The organism is Actinomyces sp. 594, from assembly GCF_019325145.1.
In the GTDB taxonomy this organism is placed as follows: Bacteria; Actinomycetota; Actinomycetes; order Actinomycetales; family Actinomycetaceae; genus Actinomyces.
This window is the reverse complement of record NZ_PIZC01000058.1, coordinates 178,906-184,160: the sequence shown is the minus strand read 5'-3', so window position 1 is coordinate 184,160 and position 5,255 is coordinate 178,906. Positions and strand designations below refer to the sequence as shown.

The window sequence follows — 5,255 nt, the reverse complement described above, 5'->3', positions numbered from 1 at the left end:
CCAGGGCCTCCCAGAATCTCACGACTTCTGACACTCCCAGATGTCATGAGATCCAACAGTCCCAGAAGTCATGAGACATCACAGTACCCCCACCGTACGAACCGTCACAAGAAGGTACGAATCGCTGACCAGAACACACGAACCCTGACACGAAGGTACGAACCGTCGTCGCAACGCACGAACCGCCGTTCGCCGCGAACCAGGGGGAGTGGCGCCTGAACACGTTCGTGCTATGCGCCCTCAGTGCCGACCAAAAGCCGACCGATCGGTCCTCCCCGTTGCAGCGCTGCGACGACGCCCCGAGGACGTCGTCAGTCGTCGTCGATGTCGTCGTCGGCGACGTCGATCACCAGTCGGGTCGGGTTCGTCAGCGTGAAGATCCGGTAGGTCTGGGAGTCGGTGCCCAGCACCACCTGGAACTGGTCCTCGAAGGCCAGGTCGATGTAGGCCTCCTCAATGCCCTCGTCGTCGTCACGCCCGAGGGCGTCGAAATCGAAGCGCACCGGATCGGTGTAGGCCACCGCCTGCTGCTCCTCGCTGATCGGCATGGTTACGCCGGTGCCGGTGACTACCAGCGTGAAGTCGCCCTCGACGTTGATCGGGTCCCCCTTGCCCTGGGTGTGGGCCTGATCGGTCCACTGCGCCGACCAGCCCGGGGTGCCCTCACCGGAGAACTCCACCACGAAGCGGGAGTAGTCCTCGTCGTCATGGGAGCCGATGCGCACGTCGGAGATGACCAGTGCCGAGCCGTCGGCCGCCGCCTGGCCGTCGGCGCCGGTGCCCCAGGCTGGAGCGCCGGACGGGTCGGTCTCCTCCCGAGTGAGCGATCTGGTGCTGGTGGGCGTCTGCAAGGCGCTGGGGGACGCGGGTGCCGGGGCATCGTCGCTGGGCGCCGCGGGGGCAGTGCTGTCGGTGGGACCGGCGGTCACAGTCGGCGCGGATGCCTCCGGGGCGCCGTCGCCGGACCCGCAGGCGCCCAGTGCGAGCGTGCCGGTCAGTAGCAGGGCCAGGGTGGGGGTGAGCATGCGGGGGAGCGGGCTTGGGCGTGTCATGACGTCTCCTGACCTCGAGTGAACCGCGCGTGTGATGTCAATCATACGGCTAGGGGGTGGGGATGCATAGGGGCAGATGCCTCGGTACCGCTCAGGCGGCGCGAACTGCGTCGGGTGGTGACTTGACACCCGATCCGCCCAGGTAGCGGTAGCGTTGCCACCATGTCGGTCCCCAGCGCAGCAGGCGCAGTCAGCAATGGTGTAACCGCGGATTCCAGCCTCGTGAGCTCCGCGTCGGCCACATCGGCGAGCCCGGGCTCCCGGCCTGCCCGTCATGCGCGCAAGCCGCGGGTCGCCGTCGTCTTCGGCGGGCGCAGCGGCGAGCACACCATCTCCTGCGCCACCGCCGCCGGCGTGCTGGACGCCATCGACCGGGACCGCTACGACGTCGTGCCCGTAGGCATCACCCGGCAGGGCCAGTGGGTGCTCGTGGATGACGATCCCGACGCCCTGCGCCTGGACGATGCCCGCCCCCCGGTGGAGATCACCACCGACGGGCTCGGCCGCGGTGAACTCGCCATGCGGCTGGGAGGCGGGAAGCTGACCGCGATCACCCCCGCCGGCCCTGAGGTTCTCGGTGCCGTCGACGTGGTCCTGCCGCTGCTGCACGGCCCCTACGGTGAGGACGGCACCATCCAGGGCATGCTGGAGATGCTGGGCCTGCCCTACGTGGGCTGCGGTGTGCTCGCCTCCGCCGCCGGCATGGACAAGCAGGTCACCAAGGTCCTGCTGCAGGCCGCAGGCATCCCCACTGCGCCGCATGTGCTCGTCGAGCCGCACCGGTGGCGCCGGGACAAGGACGCCATCCTCGCCCAGTGCGCCGACCTGGCCCGCCCCCTGTTCGTCAAGCCCGCCCGCGCCGGATCCTCCCTGGGCATCAGCCGGGTGGAGGAACTTTCCGACCTGGAGGCGGCCATCGAGTCCGCCCGCGCGGTGGACCCCAAGGTGCTGGTCGAGTCCGGCATCGTCGGCCGCGAGATCGAGGTCGCCGTCCTCGCCGGACACGGCGACGACGCCCCCCGCGTGGCAGAGCCCGGCGAGATCGTCATGGACACCGCCCACGGCGCCGGGGAGTTCTACGACTACGAGACCAAGTACCTGGCCCATGACGCCGTCGCCATGGTCTGCCCCGCCCGCATCGCCCCGGCCGAGCGCGAGCTGCTTATGCGCCGTGCCGCGGAGGCGTTCATCGCCATCGGTGGGGAGGGGCTGACCCGGGTCGACTTCTTCCTCACCCCGGACGGGGAGGCGATCGTCAACGAGGTCAACACGATGCCCGGCTTCACGCCCTTCTCCATGTACCCCTACATGTGGCAGGTATCCGGGCTGCCCTACCGCGACCTGGTCACCGAGTTGATAGAACTGGCGCTGGAGCGCCCCAGAGATGTCAACCGCTGACACGCCCGCAGCCCGGGCAGGTGCCAGGCCGCTCCAGCACGGATACGGTGCCGGGCCGGCCGCCTCCGACGGTGCCGCCGTCGGCTCCGTTCCCGCAGTGGGCTCCGCCGCGACTGGCTCCGCTCCCACCGTCGCCGACCTGGGGGAGGAAGAGCTGCTGTCCGCCATTTCCCCGTTGCTGCCGCAGGCGGCTCGCGTGCTGGTGCCCAGCGGGGACGACAGCGCCGTGATCCCCGCCCCGGACGGGCGCTACTGCGTGAGCACCGACGTGCTCGTCCAGGGAGAGCACTTCCGCACCGACTGGTCCACTGCTCGCGACATCGGGGCGCGCTCCGCTGCCCAGAATCTCGCCGACATCGCCGCCACGGGGGCGCGGCCGACGGCGCTGGTGGTGAGCCTGGTGCTGCCGCGCACCACCCCGGTGCGCTGGGTGCAGGATCTGGCCCGCGGCTTCGCCGACGCGTGTGTGGGCACGGGCGCGGGCGTCGTCGGCGGTGATCTGAGCACCGGGGACCGGCTGGTCATCGCCGTCACCGTCCACGGCGACCTGGAGGGGCGCCGCCCGGTGCTGCGCTCGGGCGCCCAGCCCGGAGACCTCGTGGTCCACTGTGGCACGCTCGGCCGTTCGGCCGCCGGGCTCGCGCTGCTGCAGGCCGGCCTGGACGACCGCGATGGTGGCTGGGCCGACGTCGTCGCCGCCCGCTCCGATGCGCCGGGCGATACGGGCGCCGGTGCCGATGCGAAAGCCGAATACGGTGCCAGTGTGAAGACCCGCGACGGCGCCGCCGAGGCCGCCGCGTACTGCCTGCGCATCTACCGGGCGCCGTTTCCGCCGCTGGCTGCGGGGCCAGCCCTGGCCGACGCCGGAGCCACTGCCATGCTGGACGTCTCCGACGGGCTGCTGCGCGACGCGGACCGGATCGCCCGGGCCAGCGGCGTCGTCCTTGACATCGCCGATCCGGAAGACGGCCCGGGTACCGGGCCGGCGCATGACCTTGCCGTGCTGGAGCCGGTTGCGCGGCTGCTGCGCGAGGACGCCGCGGATGCGCGCGACCTGGCGCGGGCATGGGTGCTGACCGGGGGAGAGGACCACGGCCTGCTGGCCACGCTGCCGCCGTCGGCGGTCGACCGGATGCCAGGGGGTGGCCGGGTGATCGGAATCGTGCGCGCCCTGAGCGACGGCGAGTCGGCGGGCGCCCGGATCGGCGGGCGCGTGCCCGGCAGGCTCGGTTGGGATCACTTCAGGGCGTAGATGTCAGGCCCCGCCGCCATATCTACCGATTTCGGCACGTAACTTCTACCGATCTCGGCGAGGGGAGGGGCTGAAAGAAGTGAGCAAAGCGAAAGGCCGCCGTCCGCGGATGCGGGACGACGGCCTTCAGTGCCCTGCCGACGGGCGTGGCGCGCTCAGATGTTGCGCGTCACCTTGCCGGCCTTGAGGCAGGACGTGCACACGTTGAGGCGCTTGGGGGTGCCGTTCACGAGAGCACGTACACGCTGAATGTTCGGGTTCCACCGGCGGCTGGTCCGCACATGGGAGTGCGAGACGCTCTTGCCGAAGACGGGGCCCTTGCCGCAGACGTCGCACACAGCAGCCACGGTTCCACTCCTGAATCTTCTTGGTGTAAGCGCGCGGGCCTTTTACCCGGCGCCGGGTCTACCGCCCGGCGACACGGGTCGCGGGCAACCCCAGCACCTTATCGGAAACGGCTCGCCACCCCAAGCGGAGCGGGTATGGGCTCGCGCACACGTCTCCCGCTGAACTGCACGAGCACGGCAAACGCAGATTACCCGTTAACCTGGCCTCAGGCTCCCAGCGGCAGGTGCGGAGCCCGCAGCGCAGGCCCGCACCCGCCTGCCGGCACGACGCGAGTACAGAGAACGAATACGGGAAACGAATACGGGATTAGGAGAAGCGTGGCAGAACGCACCGGTACCCCCGCGACCGCGGGCACTGCGGCAGTGGCCCTGACCGCACCGCTCCTGCGCGCCTGGCTGGATGCCGCTCGTACAGTCGCCGGGGCCACCCGCGATCTGGTTGACTCCCTCAACGTCTTCCCGGTTCCGGATGCCGACACCGGGACGAACGTGCTGCTCACCGTCCGCTCCGCCTGCGAAGCCCTGACGCTCCTGCCCTCCGGCAGTGACCTGGCACAGGCGGCGCGGGTTGCCGCAGACGGCGCTGTCCGGGGCGCTCGCGGCAACTCGGGCCTGCTCATCTCCCAGGTGCTCGCAGCACTGGCCGACGTGTGCGCGCAGGCCCCCGACCCGGCCGCGCTGCGCCCAGTGGAACTAGTGCACGCTTATGAGCGTATTGCCGCCACGACCTGGAGTGCCGTCTCCCGGCCCGTAACCGGCACACTTCTCACCGTGGCCCAGGACGCGGCAGCAAGTGCCCGGAGGGTTCTGTCCGAGTCCACTGCCGCCAGCCCGGCGACGGCGTCGGCGGTGGCGGCCTCGGCCGCATTCGGCGCCCAGGAGAGCGTGGTGGAGACCGCGGGTCTGGGCCATGGTGCCGTCGACGCCGGCGGCGCGGCGCTGATGCTGATGTACACCTGCCTGTCGGACACCATCGACGGTGCCGGCCGGCAAGCCGGCCCCGCATCCCAGCCCTGTACCGACGTGGCCCGCCAGATGCTTGACGACCTGGTTGCCGCCGCCACCCACGGCTCCGGGGCGCGCGAGGACGCCGGCCCCTTCTCCACCGGGGAGTTCGAGGTCATGTACCTGCTGGAGGCCACCGCCGCTCAGGCCTCGGACCTGCGTCGCGACCTGGAGCGCATCGGTGACTCGGTAGGCGTGGTC

Annotated in this window: 5 protein-coding genes; 3 read left to right on the top strand and 2 right to left on the bottom strand. The window is 70.7% G+C overall.

Features of this window, described 5'->3' with window-relative positions; genetic code table 11:
* Window positions 1-311: 311 nt before the first annotated feature.
* A complete protein-coding gene (locus GZ998_RS10655; protein ID WP_257505854.1) occupies window positions 312-1,052 on the bottom strand; it encodes an AMIN domain-containing protein in 741 nt (246 codons plus the stop codon).
* 162 nt (window positions 1,053-1,214) lie between these two features.
* Between GZ998_RS10655 and GZ998_RS10650 the strand changes: the two genes are divergently transcribed.
* Together GZ998_RS10650 and GZ998_RS10645 are read left to right on the top strand one after the other, a co-directional pair.
* Window positions 1,215-2,450, top strand: coding sequence for a D-alanine--D-alanine ligase family protein (locus tag GZ998_RS10650; RefSeq protein WP_162679500.1), 1,236 nt, complete (start codon window positions 1,215-1,217; stop codon window positions 2,448-2,450).
* Window positions 2,437-3,702: a thiamine-monophosphate kinase gene (locus GZ998_RS10645; protein ID WP_219109809.1), complete on the top strand. Its 1,266-nt coding sequence runs from the start codon at window positions 2,437-2,439 to the stop codon at window positions 3,700-3,702. Before GZ998_RS10650 ends, GZ998_RS10645 begins: the two co-directional genes overlap by 14 nt.
* A gap of 155 nt (window positions 3,703-3,857) precedes the next feature.
* On the opposite strand, the gene rpmB is transcribed toward GZ998_RS10645, so the two are convergent.
* The gene (gene rpmB, locus GZ998_RS10640) at window positions 3,858-4,049 is read right to left on the bottom strand and encodes a 50S ribosomal protein L28 (protein ID WP_073327266.1); all 192 of its coding nucleotides are present in this window, start codon (window positions 4,047-4,049) and stop codon (window positions 3,858-3,860) included.
* A gap of 318 nt (window positions 4,050-4,367) precedes the next feature.
* Between rpmB and GZ998_RS10635 the strand changes: the two genes are divergently transcribed.
* A partial coding sequence (locus tag GZ998_RS10635; protein WP_308807221.1) for a DAK2 domain-containing protein occupies window positions 4,368-5,255 on the top strand: 888 nt, incomplete at its 3' end.

Excerpts from the sequence above, each read along its gene's own strand:
- GZ998_RS10655 (WP_257505854.1), bottom strand. The coding sequence starts at position 1,052 with ATGACACGCCCAAGCCCGCTCCCCCGCATGCTCACCCCCACCCTGGCC.
- GZ998_RS10645 (WP_219109809.1), top strand. The coding sequence starts at position 2,437 with ATGTCAACCGCTGACACGCCCGCAGCCCGGGCAGGTGCCAGGCCGCTC.
- GZ998_RS10650 (WP_162679500.1), top strand. The coding sequence starts at position 1,215 with ATGTCGGTCCCCAGCGCAGCAGGCGCAGTCAGCAATGGTGTAACCGCG.